At 59.3% G+C, this 16,597-nt stretch carries 16 protein-coding genes; all 16 read right to left on the bottom strand.

From position 1 onward, the window contains the following. Positions 1-164: 164 nt before the first annotated feature. Positions 165-365, bottom strand: coding sequence for a hypothetical protein (locus RGR602_RS20630; protein WP_040114006.1), 201 nt, complete (start codon positions 363-365; stop codon positions 165-167). A gap of 66 nt (positions 366-431) precedes the next feature. Further along, a complete protein-coding gene (locus RGR602_RS20625; RefSeq protein WP_040114005.1) occupies positions 432-1,919 on the bottom strand; it encodes an NAD-dependent succinate-semialdehyde dehydrogenase in 1,488 nt (495 codons plus the stop codon). Between the two features lie 23 nt (positions 1,920-1,942). Continuing rightward, on the bottom strand, positions 1,943-2,962 hold the full coding sequence (locus tag RGR602_RS20620; RefSeq protein WP_040114004.1) for an ABC transporter permease: 1,020 nt from the start codon (positions 2,960-2,962) through the stop codon (positions 1,943-1,945). An 11-nt stretch (positions 2,963-2,973) separates the two neighbouring features. After that, the gene (locus RGR602_RS20615) at positions 2,974-3,948 is read right to left on the bottom strand and encodes an ABC transporter permease (protein ID WP_052451666.1); all 975 of its coding nucleotides are present in this window, start codon (positions 3,946-3,948) and stop codon (positions 2,974-2,976) included. Continuing rightward, a complete protein-coding gene (locus RGR602_RS20610; protein WP_040114003.1) occupies positions 3,945-5,498 on the bottom strand; it encodes a sugar ABC transporter ATP-binding protein in 1,554 nt (517 codons plus the stop codon). Before RGR602_RS20610 ends, RGR602_RS20615 begins: the two co-directional genes overlap by 4 nt. A gap of 91 nt (positions 5,499-5,589) precedes the next feature. Next, positions 5,590-6,756 (bottom strand): ABC transporter substrate-binding protein, encoded by a 1,167-nt coding sequence (locus RGR602_RS20605; protein ID WP_040114002.1) that lies wholly within the window; start codon positions 6,754-6,756, stop codon positions 5,590-5,592. A 25-nt stretch (positions 6,757-6,781) separates the two neighbouring features. Continuing rightward, positions 6,782-7,678 carry an alpha/beta fold hydrolase gene (locus tag RGR602_RS20600; protein ID WP_040114001.1) on the bottom strand — a complete coding sequence of 299 codons (897 nt, stop codon included), beginning with the start codon at positions 7,676-7,678 and terminating at the stop codon, positions 6,782-6,784. Beyond that, positions 7,675-8,058: a hypothetical protein gene (locus RGR602_RS20595; RefSeq protein WP_040114000.1), complete on the bottom strand. Its 384-nt coding sequence runs from the start codon at positions 8,056-8,058 to the stop codon at positions 7,675-7,677. The genes RGR602_RS20600 and RGR602_RS20595 overlap by 4 nt, the downstream gene beginning before the upstream one ends. Positions 8,059-8,134: 76 nt before the next feature. Further along, the gene (locus RGR602_RS20590) at positions 8,135-8,563 is read right to left on the bottom strand and encodes a carboxymuconolactone decarboxylase family protein (protein WP_203226208.1); all 429 of its coding nucleotides are present in this window, start codon (positions 8,561-8,563) and stop codon (positions 8,135-8,137) included. 90 nt (positions 8,564-8,653) lie between these two features. Next, entirely contained in the window at positions 8,654-9,541 is an 888-nt protein-coding gene (locus tag RGR602_RS20585; RefSeq protein WP_040113999.1) for an NAD(P)-dependent oxidoreductase, read from the bottom strand. A gap of 88 nt (positions 9,542-9,629) precedes the next feature. Continuing rightward, positions 9,630-10,313, bottom strand: coding sequence for a GntR family transcriptional regulator (locus RGR602_RS20580; protein WP_040113998.1), 684 nt, complete (start codon positions 10,311-10,313; stop codon positions 9,630-9,632). Between the two features lie 477 nt (positions 10,314-10,790). Continuing rightward, positions 10,791-11,708: a LysR substrate-binding domain-containing protein gene (locus tag RGR602_RS20575; protein WP_040113997.1), complete on the bottom strand. Its 918-nt coding sequence runs from the start codon at positions 11,706-11,708 to the stop codon at positions 10,791-10,793. 43 nt (positions 11,709-11,751) lie between these two features. Next, positions 11,752-13,368 (bottom strand): ribulokinase, encoded by a 1,617-nt coding sequence (locus RGR602_RS20570; protein WP_040113996.1) that lies wholly within the window; start codon positions 13,366-13,368, stop codon positions 11,752-11,754. Positions 13,369-13,376: 8 nt separating this feature from the next. Further along, a complete protein-coding gene (gene araD / locus RGR602_RS20565; protein ID WP_040114075.1) occupies positions 13,377-14,081 on the bottom strand; it encodes an L-ribulose-5-phosphate 4-epimerase AraD in 705 nt (234 codons plus the stop codon). A gap of 10 nt (positions 14,082-14,091) precedes the next feature. After that, positions 14,092-15,066, bottom strand: a complete 975-nt coding sequence (locus RGR602_RS20560) for an ABC transporter permease (protein WP_040113995.1) — start codon at positions 15,064-15,066, stop codon at positions 14,092-14,094. After that, complete coding sequence (locus tag RGR602_RS20555) at positions 15,059-16,594, bottom strand: sugar ABC transporter ATP-binding protein (RefSeq protein WP_040113994.1); 1,536 nt, start codon at positions 16,592-16,594, stop codon at positions 15,059-15,061. Before RGR602_RS20555 ends, RGR602_RS20560 begins: the two co-directional genes overlap by 8 nt. Between the last annotated feature and the right edge of the window lie 3 nt (positions 16,595-16,597).

The following is a 16,597-nucleotide window of genomic DNA, read 5'->3' as shown; positions in this document are numbered from 1 at the left end:
GCGTCCCGACACGTGCGCCTTGCGTCGACGTGCCACCAGCAAAATGCCAGACAATCGGCGATGATCTTGCCAGCGAGTGGCCGGTGGCGCGCTTTCTCCGTCCCGTCGAAAAATACCAACGAAACTGTCGAGATGGGTCATCAGGCGTTGGGCCAACGGAAGCCTTAAGCAGACAGACCCACGACAAAGGCGAGTCTAGCCCCTGCCTCTCTCCGCACGTTCCGGCGTTCCATTGCCGTTCTGCCCTCGACGTTCGCCTGAGCAGCGTGATCGGCCGGGTCCTGCTCGCGGTCGGCCGCCTCGTTTTGGAGGCTGTCGGCGCGGTCTTGACCGAGAGTTTCCCCGCCTTCTGCAGAATGTGTCATCGGGCCTCCGTGACGAGCTCAAACCTTGCTGGTGGCGAGCCTTAAGACCCGCCACCAGCCGTTGGACTATGACTGTATGCCGCCCATGCAGACGTATTTCATGGAAAGGAAGTCATCCATGCCGTATTTCGAGCCCTCGCGGCCGAACCCCGACTGCTTGACGCCGCCGAACGGTGCGACCTCCGTGGAGATCAGGCCCGTGTTGACGCCGACCATCCCGTACTCCAGGGCCTCCGTAACCTTCCAGACGTTTCGAAGGTCGTTGGCGTAGAAGTAGGCGGCGAGACCGAACTCTGTGTCGTTGGCCAGTTCAATGACCTCTTCCGTCGTTTTGAACCTGAAGACAGGGGCGAGCGGCGCAAAGGTCTCCTCTCGTGCGACCTTCATTTCCTTCGTGGCTTCCGAGAGAAGCGTCGGCTGGACGAAGGTGCCACCACGCTCGTCCCTTGCGCCGCCCACAACGATCTTCGCACCCTTACCGACCGCGTCATCGATGTGACTATAGAGCTTCGCCACCGCATCCTCGTTGATCAGCGGACCGATGGTGGCTCCATCCTCGAACCCGTCAAGGACCTTGAGCGCGGAAACCCGCGCCGCGAGTTTCTCTATGAAGCGGTCGTAGACCCCGCTCTGGACGTAGAGACGGTTGGCGCAAACGCAGGTCTGGCCGGCATTGCGGAACTTGGACAGCATCGCTCCTTCCACGGCCTCGTCGAGGTCGGCATCGTCGAAGACGATGAAGGGAGCGTTGCCGCCGAGTTCGAGGCTGAGCTTCATGATCTTTTGTGCGCCCTGCGCCATCAGGATGCGGCCGACCTCGGTAGACCCTGTGAAGGTCAGCTTCTTGACGACGGGGTTCGAGCAGACTTCTTCACCGAACATCCGGGCGTTGTCTGTCGGCAGGACGCTGAACAGGCCGCCGGGTATTCCCGCGCGCTCAGCGAGTATGGCAAGAGCAAGGGCCGACAATGGGGTTTCGGCGGCCGGCTTGAAGATGATGGCGCAGCCGGATGCCAGCGCCGGGGCGATCTTGCGGCAGACCATGGCGGAAGGAAAGTTCCAGGGCGCGATGGCCGCCACCACGCCGACGGGCTGTTTGATGACTATCAGGCGCTTGTCGGCCTGATGCCCCGGAATGGTGTCGCCGTAAACGCGCTTGGCTTCTTCCCCGAACCATTCAATGTAGGAAGCGCCGTAGGCGACCTCGCCGCGTGCCTCGGCCAGAGGCTTGCCCATCTCGGACGTCAGGATGATCGCGAGGTCCTCGGTGTTGGCCGTGACGAGGTCGAAGAACTTCCGCATGACGCCGGCACGTTCCTTGCCCGATCGTGCGGCCCACTTTTTCTGGGCGAGTTTGGCGACGTCGATGGCTTCGCGGACGTCCTGGAGTCCTGCGCTCGGGAGGCTCGCAATCACGTCCCCGGTCGAGGGATTGTGGACCTGGATCGTCTTGCCGCTCGCGCCCTCTTTTCGCCAGTCGCCTCCTACCAGCATTTCCTCGCGTACCAGGGAGGGGTCTTTCAGGCGATCCAGTAGAGCGGTGGAGATAGCCATTGGTATTCCTTTCGATGCAACGTTCAAATCTGATTACGGATGTGTGGTGAGCGGGCGTAGATCGCGACCATGGGGACGATCAGCAGCCCTACAACGGCCTGTTGTGCCGGGAAACTGAGCCCCAGGCCGACGAGAAGCGAGGTCAGGACAGTAAGGACGAGGACGCCAAGGACCGTCGCTCCATACCCGCCGGCACCGCCTAGAAGAGACGTTCCGCCGATAACGACCGCCGCCACGGTGGTGAACAGATAGGGATCACCGACCCCGACAAAACCGCCGCCGGAGAAACCGAGGAGCAGCATTCCGGTGAGTGCCGACATCGCCCCGCTGACGCTGTGGATCACTGTCCAGATCTTGAATTCCGAGATTCCGAGGCGGCCGGCGGCCGTGCGGCTCCCGCCAACAGCATAGAGGCTCCGGCCAAACCAGGTGTTGTGCATTATCCAGCCCAGAGCGACGGCGATGAAAGCCCATATGACGATAACCGGTGGAAACGGCAGACCGAAGAACTTGCCGTTGAACGCCGAAAGGTTGCGAAGCCATCCGGGGACGGGCGCAAAGACGGTACCGCCGAACTGCGATCCGAGCGAGGTGTAGATCTGGACCGCCCCGACGGCGGCAAAACCAAGACCGAGCGACATGATCAGCGCCTGACCCTGCAGCCGGAAGCTGAGGGCGCCGTTGCAAGCCCCGACCAAAATGCCAAGGAGAAGCACGACGATCATGGCGACGGGGGCGGGAAGACCCGCCACCATGAGGCTTGGAAGCAGGATATTGGCGCCACCGATGATGTATGGGATGGAAAGATCCAGCGCTCCAACGAGCGCGCAGAGCGTCTGCCCGACAGACGCCAGCCCAAGGAAGGCGGCGAGAAGGAGGATCGATCGCGCGTTCTGCGGCGACACGAAGCCCGGCACGAGCAGGGCTCCAAGAATGAGCAGACACGCAAGGAGACAGAAGCCGATCGAAATACTCTTGTGCTTGCGCAAAGGGCTGGCGCCACGGGTCGCGCCGATTTCTGTGTTCAAGACAGTGGAGATCATTTCCTTACTCCTCACGCGACAGTGCGGCGGCTGATGACGAAGACGTTCACGAGAAGTGACCCAACGAGGATCAGGCCAAAGGCCATTTGCGTGACGAAGCCGGAAACCGTCCCGAAGTTGAAAGTGGACAGAAGATACGAGATGAGGAACATGTTGATCGCGCCGAGCGTCGAGCCGAGCGCACCGCCGCGGCCCCCGGAGAGACTGGCGCCGCCAAGGACCAGCGCCGTCACCGCTTGCAGCGTGTAGGTGCTGCCCTGGGTCGGGTCGCCGGATGAGATCAGCGCGGTGTAGCTCAATGCGGCCAGCCCGGCAAAAACGCCGCCGACCATATGGGCGATGATGCGCACGACGTCGACCTGCACACCGCTGGTATAGGCCATCCGCTCGTCAGCGCCTGTCATCCGCAGGTTGCGGTAAAACATCGTGCCCCTCAGGACGCCCCAGATTGCGAAAGCGCCGAGCAGAAGCAACAGGACAGGCGAAAATACGCTCGTTCCCGCGCCCCAGCTTAGCATCCAGTCTGGAGCGACACCGCCGGGACGCGACATGACCATCAGGTTGACGCCCGACAGAACGAGGAAACCGGAGAGCGTGACGATGATGGGCGCGACGCGCACATAGATGATCACAAGTGCTTGCACCAGCTGGAACGCTGCTCCCAATCCCACCGCCCAGGCAATGATGGCCACAGGGTGCGTGATGCCGTTGCCGACCAGCCACGTAATGAGCGTGACGTTGACGAAGCCCATGAGCGGGCCCACGGAAAGGTCCACCGCTCCGCGGCCCGCCATGACGATCGGTGTTATCGCGAGCGTGGTCAGGATCAGCGGCGTTGCAACCAGAATGGCTCCGGCCAGACCATTGTTCGTGAACAGACCCTGGCCCCGGAAGGCGACAGCGCAAAGGAGGACGAGGAAAAGCCCGGCCGGAACGAACAACGAGCGGTCCTGCGTGACTTGACGGAAAGCGGTTACGGACATCATGCGGTCCTTTCCAGATCGAAATCAACGGAAGCGTCCCGGGCTTTCCCGAACATAGCGGCGAGGATTGGTGCCTCGGCGATTTCCTCGCCGGTCAGGGATCGAAACAACGTTCCCCCGAAGAACACGTCGACGCGATCGGCAAACCCGATGAACTCCTCGATCTCACTCGAGACGTAGATGACACTGCCGCCTTTTTCAGCGAACAGACGTAGCTCCCGGTAGAGGTCGCGCTTAGTGCCGAGATCGACACCGCGGGCGGGGTCATTCAGGAGGATGACTTGGGGATCGTTTGCGAAGGCGCGCCCGATAAGCACCTTCTGCTGGTTGCCGCCCGACAGTGAGGTGATCCTGTTCGACGGGCTGCCGATCTTGATGCGCAGACGATCCACTTCGCGCTTAAACATGGGTTTCAGCGTGGGCTTGCGGATCACGCCCAGGGGTCCGAGCGTCTTCCTGTAGACACCGATGGCGAGGTTTTCGAAGATGCTTTGTTGCGGGAAGATACCCTCGCGCTTGCGATCCCCGGAGACGTAGGAAACGCCGAGCTTGGCAGCATCGTCGAGCGATTGCAGCGCGATCATCTTGTCCGTATCAACCGAGCGGACCTTCACCTCGCCACCGAACGGCTGGATGATGCCGGCCAAGACGCGGATAAAAGCGTCCTGCCCCTGCCCATCAAGCCCGGCTACGCCGACGATGCTCCCCTTGGGAAGGTCGAAATCGAATAGGCGCGCCGACCTGTGCGCGGCGAGACCCGTCGCGGTTAGTATGAGAGGGGCCAATAGCGCCTTCTTTCGGGAGGCGTATTCTGTCGCATCGCTGGCGCGCCGATCTGCCGGCGTCATCATGGACAGCAGGTTTTCCTCGGTAATCTCGTCCTTTCCGAGCGTACCGACAGTTATCCCATCACGCAGGATCGTCGCACGGTCGGCGATACGCACGAGTTCCGCGATCCGGTGGGTTACGATGAGGATCGTCGCGCCCTCGGCACGAAGGCGGTCGATTTCCGCGTGGAGCCGGAGGGTCGAGTCGAGGTCGAGCGCGGCCGAAGATTCGTCGAGGATCAGCACCTGCGGCCTGCGAAGAATAGCCCGTGCGATGACGATCCACTGTTTGATGCTGAGCGGCAGGCTGCCTGCCAGTTGATCGAGGTCTACGGATTTTCCAACGAGCCGCGCCAGGATTTCAGCCGCTTCGGTCCGCCGATCGCCGGTCAACTGCGAACGAAAGACACCGTCACGACCGACATAGAGGTTCTCGAACACGCTGGCCTCGTCGGCAACCAGGACTTCCTGGAAAATGGTGGTCAGGCCGACCCGTTTGGCGTCGACGGGCGAGGCAACCTTTTCACCCAGGATCGTGACCTTCCCTGCGTCCGGGTGCAAAACGCCCGACATGATCTTGGCCATCGTGCTCTTGCCGCTGCCGTTCTCGCCGACGATGGCGTGTACCTCTCCGGCGCGGGCCTCGAAGTCGCACTTCTTGAGTGCCCTCGTCTCCCCGAACGCCTTGGCGACATCTACCATTTTGACTGTTATCTCGCTGCCCATCGCAGACCTCCCACCCGCAACGTCCGCCAAGGCGGCTTTTACGATCATCCAACGGTCCCACCCGGCGGTTAAGCCACCGGGCGGATCCGGCTTACTGGGCTACCGGCTTCCAGGGATCGGCAGGACGCTCGAAGTACTGGTCGGCAATCGCACTTGGGAACCATCCGTCCGCCTTCGGTTCGACGAAATCAGTCGAGTTCAAATCGCAATCCTCGGGGATCGCCGCGCGAACGTCATCGATTGCGAACGGCAGGACTGGGCGCAGGACGGACTGCACCTTTGGCCCCTGCCCTTGGAGCGTACGAAGCATAATCTCCCACATCTGCTGCATCTCGCGGCGCGGCGGCCAGATATGGAAGCCGGCATCGATCCATTCTGGATTCTGGCGCCAGTAACATGCCGCCGAAGCCTCGCCGCCCAGCGTAATCGGCACCATGTCACGGCCCGACTGGAGCATGGCGTTCAACACGCCGTTCTCCTGCGCGCCCTGTGTCAGAATACCGTCAATCTGGGTGGGGTTCGTCGCCAGAAATTTCTGCACCTCGACCTGTGCTACCTGGTCGGTCCACTTGCCAGCCACTTCGCCGACGATCTTGATGTCGGGATACTTTGCCAGCGCATCTTTGGCGGCCTTATCGAAGCTATCGGATGAGGCGAAGCCAGGGATGCCCGACACGAGAAGCACGTTGCCTTTCTTGCCGATCTTGTCTGCGAGCCAGGTCGCCATCTCGCCGCCGCCCTGCGCGTGATTGGCAGCGCCGTTGATCGCGTAAGGCGACGTCACGTATCCCGAAAACGAGAAGACAGGAACGCCTGCCTTATAGGCGTACTCGATCGTCTGGTTGAGGGCGGTGACGTTCGAGCAGCAGATGATGATGGCATCGACCCCATCATCAACCATCTGGCGCATCTGCTGAATCTGGACGGCGTCCTTGAGGTCGGACTGGGTGACCACGACTTCGGATACGAGCCCTGCTTCCTTGGAGCGCGGCAAGAGGTCATTCATGACGGCATCGAGGGCCGCTGCGCGCCACGTGTTGCCGGCATAGCTACTGGCGTAGCCGATCTTCCAGGGCGGTCCCTTCTTTGGTTTGAAGTCCTTATAGGCACTCGCTCCGAGCGGGACCTGCGGGTCGACAACCTCGTAGATTTTCCTCTCGTTGGCGGGGAGCTGGTCGACGCCGTCAGCCCACGTCGTGGTCGTCAGGGCGCCGACCGCGATCAGCGCCCCCATGGTTGCGGTTAAACGGCGTCTCATTGGATGCTCCTCCCAAGAGATTGTTTCAGGCGACTTTCGCCCTGGTTGCGGATGCCTGCTGGATTTCCTCGAGGATCGGCAGCAGGTATTTTCTGAACTCGGTGTAGTCTTCAGTGACCGGGAAATGTCCGAGCTTCTCCATCGTCCAGAACTTGCTGCCCTTGACGAGATCGGCGGCGATCTTGGTGTCGGCCGGGGAGGTATTCGGATCGTATTCGCCCGTCAGAAAGTACAGCATGCACTTCGACGTATCGATCTTGCTCGCCTCTTCGGGCGAGACATTGTGGTCGTAGTAGTAGTAATAGAGGTCACCTGCGAAGACGCCCGGACCGCCGCAGCTATATTCCCACTGGATTTCGCGGACATTGGCTTCTGGTGAGTAGGGCGAGATATTGAGCATCATGGCCGCGCCGATGGAGGTACGATTGACGTTCGGGTTGTCGAATTCCTTCCTGATGCCTGCCATGCCGACATCGACATATTCGGCAGCCGAGCGCAGTGCCCCTTCGACGGAGATGGTCGCACGGAAGTTGTCAGGGTAATTGGACGCCAGATCGATGGCCAGATGTCCGCCCATCGAGCTACCCATGTAAACGGGGCGGTCCAGACCAAGGGCTTTCGAGAGTTCCAGCTGGAAGTCCATCATGAACTTCTTGGTCATGTTGTATTCCTTCTCCCACCAGCGAACGCCATGCGGGGGAAGAGACTTCCCGTGATAGGGCAGGTCGAACGCGATGACGCGGAAGTTCTTGGTCACCTCTTCGTCGCAGAGCGTGTGGCGGTACTGGCGGCCGTCCGAGCCCGCCGTGTGACCGACAAGCAAGGGAATGCCCTGTCCGGCTTCCTCGTAATAGACGCGATATTCGATGCCTTCGATCGTCAGGTAGACGTAACGGCCGGTGATCGGATCATGCCTTGTCATGCTGCTACTCCTTCCGGACGGGCTTCGCGCATCAGGTTCGTCATGCGATTGAGCGCAGGGAGATACGCGAAGGTTTCGTGATTGTTGCTAAGGTACAGACCGTGTTTGATATTCGACGACTGCAGGCATTGGTAAAACGGCTGCGGCTTCTTCTGGAGAAGCGCGTCCCACTGTTCACCCGTGCCGCGGATGACGATCTTGCACTTCTCGTCGTCGTAGGCGGCTTCTTCGACCTTCACCATCTTGCCGTCTTCAAAGTGAAGTGCGACGCTTCGGGTCGGAAAATCGCATTTGATAATGCCGTTGAGATAACGGGTTTCGCGCTTGAACTCGAAGTCCTCCAGCGCCAGTTTTTTGAACTTCTCGAGGTCGATGGCCATGTTCGGCTCCTCCCTAGTTATAACGGCGCGGCCGATCCACGCCTTTCAAACGTTGCCAATATGCCCAGCGGCGGCTTCAGATGCCCATTTCGTTGAAGACCTCCTGGGCGTTTCGGAAGCTGTCAATGCCCGCCGGTACGCCGGCGTAGATCGCGACCTGCAGGAAAATCTCCTGGATTTCCTCCTTGGTGAGGCCGTTGTTGATCGCGCCGCGCACGTGGCCCTTGAGCTCATGCGGACGATTAAGAACAGAGATCATTCCAAGGTTCAGAATGGACCGCGCGCGCCTGTCGAGGCCTGGTCGGTTCCAGATCTCGTTCCAGCAATACTCGGTGACGAGCTGCTGCATAGGCCAAGTGAAGTCGGTCGCCTTACCGAGTGCTGCGTCGACATAGGCATCGCCCATGACTTCACGACGCGTCGCCAGCCCTTGAGCGAACTGTTCCGAAGGGACAGGCCGCTCCTTGCCGTGTGTTTTCACTTTCGCTTCTTTCCTTGCGGTCATTCGACAACGCTCCTAGCTTTACTGTTTGCGGCGAGATAAACTGATTATCAGACAATCTGTCTATATCGCTATATTCGCGAGTTTCCGAGGCTAGTTGTGATCTTCGACGTATCGGATGATGCGGGTGTGGTCCTCGGAAGGGCCCAGCGCCTTCTGTGCAGCATCCCAGGCGTCTGCGGTGCTGGCGAGAGCATCTAGGCGAAGACCAAGCGTCTTGGCGAGATCGGCGGCGATGCGGATATCCTTGGCCATCAGGCCAATGGCAAATCCCGACCCGAACGTCTCAGAGAGGATGAACTGCTTCATCTTCACTTCGGTGGCATTGTTCTTTCCAGACGACGAGTTGAGAATATCGACGATCGTCGCCGGCTCCAGGCCGAAGGCACGTCCCAGAAGGACACCCTCGATCGCCGCGAGCACACCTGCACCGGATACGAAATTGTTAATCGCTTTCATCGCGTGACCCGAGCCAACTGGCCCCGTCCGGAACACCTGTTGTCCCACTGCCTTCAGCAGCGGCTCGGCCTCCTCGATATCAGCATCCTCCCCACCGGCCATGATTGTCAAGGTGCCAGAAACGGCGCGCTTGACGCCTCCGGAGACCGGGGCGTCAACCAGCCGAAGGCCACGAGAAGCAAGTTCGAGACCGAGTTCCCTTGTGTCATTTGGAGCAGACGAACTCATGTCTATGACGACGGCATTCTGCTTGAGGCCGCCACAGGCGTTTTCGCCCAGCAGCGCCTCGCGCACGATCTTGCCGTTCGGAAGCATGGTGATCACGAAACTGGCCCCGACCATGGCGTCAGAAATCGTTTGGGCGGCTTGCCCGCCCGCATCATCGAGCTTTATCCTGGCCTCTTTCGAGAGGTCGAAACCGACGACATCGAAGCCTGCCGAAATGAGATGCTGAGCCATAGGTTGGCCCATCGCGCCCAGCCCTATAAAGGCCACGCGCGTTGCGTTGAGTGTCGATGACATTTTTTCCTCCGGACGCGTGCGAGCGATGAAGCCCGCGTTCCTTTAGAGAGGATTAAAAAGATTATCAGACAATCTGTCAATCGAAATTTTAAGTTTCTGGCGCTGCGTTCTTCCGCAGGTATTCAAGTGCGACCTTCGCAGCCTGGTCAATATGGAATTTGCAAGCCGCCGCCGCCAACGGCCCGTTGCGATTCTGGATTGCGTTCGCAATATCCTTGATTTCGGCAATGCTGTGCGCAAGGCGTCCCGGTTGCGTCATGGTTGTCATTCGAAGGAGATTGATCCGATTGTGCAGAGCTGTCAGCATTTGCCTTACGAACACGTTTTTGCTGCCGTCCATCAAACAGTTGTAAAACGCGTTTTTCGCATCTATGAGCCGCGCACCGACGCCACTTTCGGCAGCGGCTTCGAATTCGACCACCGCGGCTTGAAGTGTTGCTATGTCGGCGGCAGTGCCATGCTCAGCGAACTGCTGGCCCGCGAATCCTTCAAGAAGAGCCCGAACAGTATAGAGTTGCTGCGCTTCCTCGTAGGTGATCGTACTGACGACCGGTCCCTTATGGGGATAGCTTGTGATGATGCCTTCAGCCTCGAGCTGTCGCATGGCCTCGCGAACCGAGGTCCTGCCGACGCCCAGCATTTCGCAAAGTTCGCGCTCTACCAGTCGCTGGCCGGGCTTAAATCGCCCACTGGCTATCGCCTGACGTAGAGTCTCCTCAACTTTTACGCGTAAAGTCGCACTCTGTCTGGATATCTGTAGGTCCGTCTGCATCGCCCGCCAACACCTGTAATCGGCTCACGCCGCGCTAAATCATTCTCTACATATGGAGGCATTCGCTCTTAATATCAATCCAGATTGTCTGAGAGCTGCCAGTCTCAGTTGATCCCTTCGCGACAGCTTTGCCTGCTCGTGTGTATAGTCAATTAGAAGAGACGAAAAGCGGGTGCAGAGGATCGGCTCATCGCGTTAGACAGCCGTAGACTTGCGGAGTTTTAAGGTCGCCGATTGCGTGGCCCGGAGAGGGATCCGACGCGCTCCTAAAGCTGCGGCCTTGAAATCGTCAGCGCAGACACCGGTGATGAAGGCTGAAGATGGCGCATATCGCGCTCGGTGGCCGCTTGCCTCGCAATCAGAAAAACTTCGAAAAAATTGCGAGGCATGGCTAAGATCGAAGGTTGGGCATCACGCATATTGCTGTCCCGGCGTTTCAAAGGAGCCGGGCGATCTTGCTGCCCGTCAGAGGTTCGATCAGCCTCGCGCCCGCATTTCAGCCGAGGCAGTGTCTTCAAGCCATACATTTTCCAGCCATTGCTTGAACGCGTTGACCTTTTCCGACCTGAGCCGCGAGCGGACATATGTGAGCGTGTGGCAACGGAGGTTGGGGCCCGTCATTCCGAATGGAAGGACGAGGTTACCTCTTTCCACATCCCGTTGAAGAAGCCGGTAGCTCTCGAGGCACACGCCGCGTCCTTCGACAGCGGTTGCGATCGCCATGAATGCGTCGCGAAATCGAGAGCCGCGATTGACGTCAATCGCCAAGCCGTGGTCCTTCGCCCATTGCTGCCAGCTGTAAAGCGTCTGCTCCGATTTGATGAGGGTATGGCCCACCAGGTCGGATGGCTTGCGTATGGGCCGCTCGCCATTAGCGACCTCGGGAGAGCAGGCTACGACGATTGTCTCAAGGGGGAACTCCTCCGCCGCGATAGAGCCCAGTCGAGGAACGCTACCGTAGCAGATATCGACATCGACCGAGCCATCGGACAATTTTGCAGGGTCCGATGTCGAAAGAAGCCTGATTTCGATCGAGGGATACAACTCCTCGAACCGAGGCAATCTTGGCATAAGCCATAGCGAAGCCAGGCTTGAAGCGCAGCCAACGCTCAGGACGTCGACGCTGTTGCGCCGGCAAACCTCATCGGTCGCCTGCTCAATCATCGAAAGCGCTTCTGAAAGATCCCGGTGGTATCGCTCGCCAATCTCGGTGAGAGACACGTTTCTTCCAATGCGGTGAAAGAGCTTTTCCCCAAGGTCTTCTTCCATCAGTCTGATCTGGTGGCTGATCGCCGACGGCGTAAGCTGTAATTGGGCAGCCGCCTCCAGAAATGACGCCTTTCTGCCGGCTGCGACAAACGACTGTATTGCACGAATGGATGGAAGTGACGTCATAACGTCCTCGATCCATAGCAATCTGATCTAAGAGCGCAACGGGTCATAGCAATGCCATCTTCCGCGCGGAACGGTGGCCAAACTCGGATCGAATACTCTCACCTGCAGCAATCCGCTTGATGTCTCCGAGAACTTGCGAGAAGTCTCCGAGGCTTGAGGTGCCAAAGCCCATATAGACCTGCTTGAACAGCTGGTAGAGGGTCTCATAACGTCCGCGCGTGCTCGGATCGGGCTCAAACTTTCTGTAGCCCACGCACATAGCTGCCTGAGCGCTCTCGATCGATCCATGATCTTTGGACGCAAGAGCGGCGAATATTCCCGAACCGAGACCCGTCGGGATACCGTCAGGGACCAATATCGGCTTGCCTATGACATTGGCATAGATCTGATTGAGGATGTCGTTCCTTTGCGGGATACCTCCCCCATTGATGACGCGGTTGACCGGAACGCCGTGTTGCTCCATCCGCTCCAGGATAACCCGTGTGTGGAAAGCCGTTCCTTCAATCGCGGCGTACAGTTCGTCCTGTGCGGTATGGCCGAGATGCCAGCCAAGCGTCATTCCACCAAGATCAGAGCGGACGAGAACCGTCCGGTCCCCATTGTCCCAGGGGAGACGCATCAGACCGGTCTTTCCGCCTTCGATGCTTTCGAGGCCTTCAGCGAGTTTGGATACCGTTGTGCCCGCACGTCGTGCAATTGCATCGAACAGGTCGCCGGTCGCAGACAGGCCCGCCTCAACTCCTACAAGGTCTGGATGGGCACTCCCTGGGACGACGCCGCAAACACCAGGGATGAGTCTCACACGTTCACTCACGGCAATGATACAGGTCGACGTACCGATGACATTGACGACGTCCCCCAGACGGCAGCCAGCGCCAATTGCATCCCAATGGGCATCAAACGCACCCGTGGGAACTGGGATCCCGGGGGTTAGGCCGAGTCGTTCGCCCCAGTATGTGCTGAGCCCACCTGCGATCGAAGCAGAAGTCTGATATGTTCCGCCAATCTTCTCGCGCACGCCGTCGAAAAGCGGATCGACGCGGGACAAGAAAGCCTGCGAGGGCAAGCCACCCCATTTCGGGTTCCACATCCACTTGTGTCCCATGGCGCAGACGCTGCGCACCATGCGAGCCGTGTCGGTCACCCCAGTGAGGACCGCGGCAGCCATGTCGCAATGTTCCACGGCGGTCCCGAAGCGTTCGCGCTGGTCGGGGTTGTGGCGCATCCAGTGGAGAAGCTTGGCAAAGCCCCATTCGTGGGAATAGGTCCCCCCGCACCATTCAATTGCCTCGATATGCATATCGTGCGCCATGGCCGTTATTTCTTCGGCTTCGGCTTTGGCGCGGTGATCACACCAGAGGTAGTAGTCCCCAAGAGGCTGCATATTTTCGTCGACAGGCAACACCGAGGACCCCGTCGTGTCGACCGCAATCGCACGGACTGCCTTGGAATCTACGCCACATTTAACGGTTACTCGATTCATGGCGAGCACAAGCGCTTCCATATGATCGAAGTGGGACTGGGTTGCCAGGTCGGGATCGGAACGCCGCCGCTCGAGAGGATATTCCGCGACGCAGGTTCCAAGGGAGCCCTTCTCAGAATCAGCCAGCGTTACCCGCACGCTCAAAGTTCCGAAATCAACACCTGCTACAATCGACATGATAAACCCTACTTGGAACCGTCTGGCTGGCCGTAGGTCGACGACTGGCCGTGCTTGCGTTGATAGTGGCGGTCCAGCAACGCGCCGGAAATTTCTGGATCGTCCTGGTTCAGCTGCCGGGAGTGGAAGGCAATCTTGGCGACAGCCTCGAGCATCTCCGCGTTATGAACGGCGTCGGCTGCGTCCGTGCCCCAGCAGAAGGGACCGTGATCGTTAACCAGGGCTGCGGGGACGGAGAGCGGGTCATTGTTTCCGAGTGCCTCGATGATGACCTTGCCCGTGTTGCGAACGTAACCGTCTTTGATTTCGTCGTCGCGCAGCTTGCGAGTGACGGGGATCGTACCGTTGAAATAGTCCGCATGGGTCGTTCCCATGGCAGGAATTCCTCGGCCGGATTGGGCCCACACCGTCGCGAAGAACGAGTGCGTGTGGACCACGGCACCGATGGACTTGAAGCTCTTGTAGAGTTCCAGGTGCGTATCGAGATCAGACGATGGCCGCAGCGTGCCCTCTAGGATATTGCCGTCGAGGTCGGTTACAACGATGTCTGCGACCTGCATTGCACTGTAGGAAACGCCACTCGGCTTGATGGCGACAACGCCCTTCTCGCGGTCGATAGCGCTGACGTTTCCGAACGTCGAGATGACAAGGCCGCTATCGTAGAGTGCGGCGTTTGCATCAAGGACGGACTTGCGGAACTCGGAATATTTCATCATCGTCTCCTCAGGCCTTTTGGCGGCGACTGAAACGATCGGCTGCCACGGCGATCAGGATGATCGTGCCGATGACGACCTGGTGCCAGAAGGTGTTCACGTTGAGCAGGTTGAGCCCGTTGCGGACGACCGCCATCAAAACGGCACCCACGGCAGTTCCAAAGAGAGTGGCGCGTCCGCCGGACAAACCCGTTCCGCCGATAACGACGGCGGCGATGACATCTAGCTCGTACCCCTGGCCGGCTTCAGGCATGGCGGCTTCAAGGCGCGAGGTGAGCAGAACGCCCGCGAAGGCCGACAATACCCCGACCAGTACGTAAACGGCGATCTTGATCTTGTCCGTGGGGATGCCGACCAGCCGGGCAGCGTCCGGATTGCTGCCGATCGAGAGAACGAAACGGCCGAAACGCGTGTAATAGAGAAGGTAGAAGGCGATCGCGAAGACGATGGCGGTCAGAATGACCGGAACGGGAACACCGCCGACATAGCTCTGGCCGATCATTCGGAAGGCGGGGTCGGAGGCGCCCACGATTGGAATACCCTGAGTGTAGACCATCACGATACCGCGGCTGATGACCATGATGGCCATCGTGGCGATAAAGTCGGTGATACCGACCTTGGTGATCAGGATGCCATTCACCAGTCCGATCACCGCACCGACCGCAATCCCCCCTGCGCATGCCAGGGGAACGGGATAGCCAAGCACAATCAGGTTTGCGGTCACAAGACCGCTGAGAGCGAGTGTCGAACCGACGGAGAGGTCAATGCCCCGCATCCCGATCACAAAGGTTGCTCCAAATGCGATCACGGCAATGGGTACAGCCTGACGAAGAACGTCAGTCAGGTTGCCGAAGGTGAAAAACCGCGGAGCGGCAAAGCCGAGCGCCACCAGAAGAACGACGAAGGCCAGGTAAACGCCGGCATTGCCGCCGCTGCGAGCGAGCGTAAGGGGCGAGCGCGGGCGTGTAGCAGCAATATCAGCCATGGGTACCTCCCTGAAGATGATGGCCTTGCGGCGGCCTTACCGAATGAAGAGCAAGTGTTTCTTCCTTGGAGGTCGCCGCATCGACGACCGCCGAGATCCGTCCTTCGAACATGACCGCGACCCGGTGACACAGTCCAAGCAGTTCCGCGTTGTCGGCGGACACCACGATGACAGCACAGCCGTCTTTCGCAGCAGCCTGAATGAGGGTGTAGACCTCGGCTTTGGCACGCACGTCGACGCCACGCGTTGGCTCCTCAAGCATTAGCACCTTTGGCTGGGTGAGCAGCCAGCGAGCAAGCATGACTTTTTGCTGGTTACCGCCGCTCAGCGATGTGATGTCGGCAGCGGCGCCATCGCATTTCACGCCGAGCTTCGAGATGTAGCCGGAGGCAATCTCGCGCTCCTTTTTCGGCATCAACGTGATTTTGCCGAGCGTTCGAAGGTTGGCGATCGAGAGGTTCCAGCCGACATTATGTTGTGGGAAAATCCCCTCGGTTTTACGTTCAGCGGGCAAGAAGGCGACGTGTTGACGAATAGCGTCAGTCGGGTCCGTAATTGCCGCTTGCTTTCCCTCGATCAGAATCGAGCCGGTATCATGAGGAATCTGCCCGAAGATCGCCCGCAGAAGCGCGCTCTTGCCTGATCCTTCCAGGCCCGTGACGCCGAGGATTTCACCCTTGGCTACGGAGAAGGTGATGTCTTCGAAGACACCCCTTTTCGTCAAACCGCGAACGTCCAACGAGGGTTCGGACCTTGCCGGGACGCGGGGAGGAAATTGTTTTGCGAGAGACCCGCCGATCATCGCACCGACGACCTTGTCTACGTCGAGGTCCGATACGGGCAGGTCCGCGACCGTGCTGCCATCGCGCAGGACCATCACGCGGCTGACGATGCCGAGGAGTTCCTGGATTCGGTGAGACACATATATGAGAGCTTTGCCTGCCTGCTGAAGCTTCTTGATGATGGCGAACAGCTGTTTGCGTTCGACCTCCTCGAGCGCTTCGGTCGGCTCGTCCATGATGATGATATCGGCATTGCTGCTGATGGCTTTGGCGATCTCGATCATCTGCCGATGCGAGAGGCTGAGCTCTCGAACTGGCCTGTCGAGAGGCACGTCCACGCCTAACTCGCCCTTCAGGATACGCGAGGCGGCTGCCCGCATGGCCGAATGGTCAAGCGGCGATGCACTTGAGCGCCCGCGGCGCAGCTCCCTGCCAGCGAATATGTTTTCGGCGGCATCAAAGTCCGGAAACAGGCTCAGTTCCTGGTAGATGATCGCGATGCCTGCCCTGGACCCGTCTTTGGGATTGTTCAGATCGACCACCTTACCTCTGACAGCAATGGTGCCTTCGTCGCGTGCATATGCACCGGAGAGGATTTTCATCAGCGTCGACTTGCCTGCGCCGTTCTCGCCAACCAGGCCGAGAACCTCGCCGGGTTTGAGTACGAGGTCGATGCCATCAAGCGCCTTCGTGTTGCCGAAGCGTTTGGCGATGCCTTTCATCTCGAGCAGCGGAGCGTTTGTCATTCA

This window comes from Rhizobium gallicum bv. gallicum R602sp (genome assembly GCF_000816845.1).
In the GTDB taxonomy this organism is placed as follows: Bacteria; Pseudomonadota; Alphaproteobacteria; order Rhizobiales; family Rhizobiaceae; genus Rhizobium; species Rhizobium gallicum.
Note: the sequence above shows the minus strand (reverse complement) of the source record. Positions and strands in the feature narration are given on the sequence as shown.